At 67.5% G+C, this 2,119-nt stretch carries 2 protein-coding genes; both read left to right on the forward strand.

Translation table 11 applies throughout. The annotated features are described in order from the left end of the window. The first annotated feature begins 60 nt into the window (after window positions 1-60). Window positions 61-1,341: a cytochrome P450 family protein gene (locus tag QH283_RS02100; protein ID WP_280501326.1), complete on the forward strand. Its 1,281-nt coding sequence runs from the start codon at window positions 61-63 to the stop codon at window positions 1,339-1,341. 237 nt (window positions 1,342-1,578) lie between these two features. Then, the gene (locus QH283_RS02105; protein ID WP_280501327.1) at window positions 1,579-1,887 is read left to right on the forward strand and encodes a hypothetical protein; all 309 of its coding nucleotides are present in this window, start codon (window positions 1,579-1,581) and stop codon (window positions 1,885-1,887) included. Window positions 1,888-2,119: the final 232 nt, after the last annotated feature.

Raw genomic sequence — 2,119 nt, forward strand, 5'->3', positions numbered from 1 at the left:
TCACACCTGTTTCGTCACTGTCGGTTCCGACCCTCCGCTGAGCGTTAGGCGACTCCTCTCATGACCGATCTGCAAACAACCCCCGTGCCCGGCCGTGAGCCCGAGCCGATCCGGCTGGACGTCACCGGCGCCGACATCATCGGCGAAGCCGTCGCGTTGCGTGAGCGCGGGCCGCTGGTCCGGGTGCTGCTGCCCGGCGACATCCCCGCGTGGGCGGTCACCGATGCCGAGGTGATCAAGCAGCTGTTCACCGACTGGCGGGTGTCCAAGGACGCCCATCGACACTGGCCCGCCTTCATCGCCGGGGGAGTGCCCGCGGATTGGCCGCAGATCGCGTGGGTGTCGGTGCGCAATATGTTCACCGCCTACGGCAAAGAGCACCACCGGCTGCGCAGACTCGTCGGCCCCGCTTTCAGCGCTCGCCGCGTCGCCGCGTTGCGTCCGGAGATCAGGATGATCATCCGCAGGCTGCTCGACGATCTCGCCGCCCGGCCCGACGGGGCGGTGATCGACCTGCGCGAGGACTACGCCACCCAGGTGCCCTTGCGGGTGATCTCCGCCCTGATGGGAGTCCCCGCCGAGCTGCGACCGCGACTGCGGGTGTGTGTCGAGGAGATCTTCTCCACCAGTCCGACGCGGGACCCGCGGACCACCTTCACCGAGCTGGTCGACACCCTGACGCAGTTGGTGGCGCGTCGTCGCGTCGAGCCCGGGGCGGATATGACCAGCCTGCTCATCAGCCACCGGGACGAGCAGGCGGATCGGCTCAGCGAAGAAGAGCTTGTTCACACGCTGTTGCTGGTGATCAGCGCCGGGTACGAGACGACCGTCAATCTGATCGATCGGGCCGTCTGCCAGCTGTTGACCCGGCCCGAGCTGCTGGCTCGATTGCGGGTCGGCGCCGTGACGTGGTCGCAGCTGATCGAGGAGTGCTTGCGGTATGCGCCGCCGGTGCCGAATTTGCCGCTGCGCTATGCGGTTACCGATATCGAGATCGTGGGCAGGCGGATCGAAGCCGGTGAGGCGATTCTCGCTTGCTTCGCCGCCGCGAATCGTAATCCGCGGCTGCACGGGCCGGAGCCCGATGTGTTCGATCCGGCTCGGGCGAACAAGGAGCATCTGTCGTTCGGGTATGGGCCGCACTACTGCCTCGGGGCGGCCCTGGCGCGGATGGAGGCGATCGAAGCGCTGCCCGCGTTGTTCGGGCGGTTTCCCGATCTGACGCTCGCTGTCGAGCCGGGGGAGTTGCGGCCGCTGCCCAGTTTCGTGTCGTACGGGCACCAGGCGCTGCCTGCGTATCTGGACCGGCCGCGCGACTTCGGGTACGGCCATGGGCGCTGACATTCCGCCGACCTGTGCCGTCGTCCCGCTCACGCAGGCACCCAGCATTCGCACCACCGCCGACGAGCGCCGTCACGACAACCCGCGCTGGCCCACGCGTTCGCCTCGGGATGCCGAGAACGCGCTGCTGGTCCATGGGGGCTGTGCGTGGCACTGCTCCACCAAGGTTGCCGCCCTGCTGGTGACCAGGGATGACTACCGGTACTTCCGCGATCGCGGATGGATGGAAGGAAACACGTGGGCGCCATCGCTCTCGGATTGCTGAACCTCACCATCAGCACCACGCCGGAGGCCGACCGGCACACGCTCGTCGAACTCGCCGCGGCGCATGGGTGCAGCATCACTCACGTGCTCGACATCGACGAGGACACGTTCATGCCGACCACGCTGATCATCGACAGCGCCAACAAGATTCGGGCCACCGCGATCCTGGCCCCGGGGTTGGAGCATTTCGGGGCGGCGGTCAAAGCGCTCACCCTCGCGGCCACGCTGGTCGTGCCGGAGGCTGTCATTCCCCGGGTGCGGGGCTGGAACCCCAATCCCTGATCGTGACAGATCGTTTCGGCCACTGGCCTGGCTGTGCTCGCATCTCATCGCTCACCGGAGCGCTGCATGCCGCCAGCGTCGTGTGGCATGGCCGGGCGCGTTCGCCGGAAAAGCGCGCGCCGCGACCGGCCGCGTCATTTGAACGGGTTGAATGTGCGTCCGAGGAAGTAACCGATGTGTCCGGGAATGGGGCGCATGGCGGCCGCGGGCACCTTTGGGCGTGGTTCATCAC

The organism is Nocardia farcinica, assembly GCF_029867845.1.
In the GTDB taxonomy this organism is placed as follows: domain Bacteria; phylum Actinomycetota; class Actinomycetes; order Mycobacteriales; family Mycobacteriaceae; genus Nocardia; species Nocardia farcinica_A.

Excerpts from the sequence above, each read along its gene's own strand:
- QH283_RS02100 (WP_280501326.1), top strand. The coding sequence starts at position 61 with ATGACCGATCTGCAAACAACCCCCGTGCCCGGCCGTGAGCCCGAGCCG.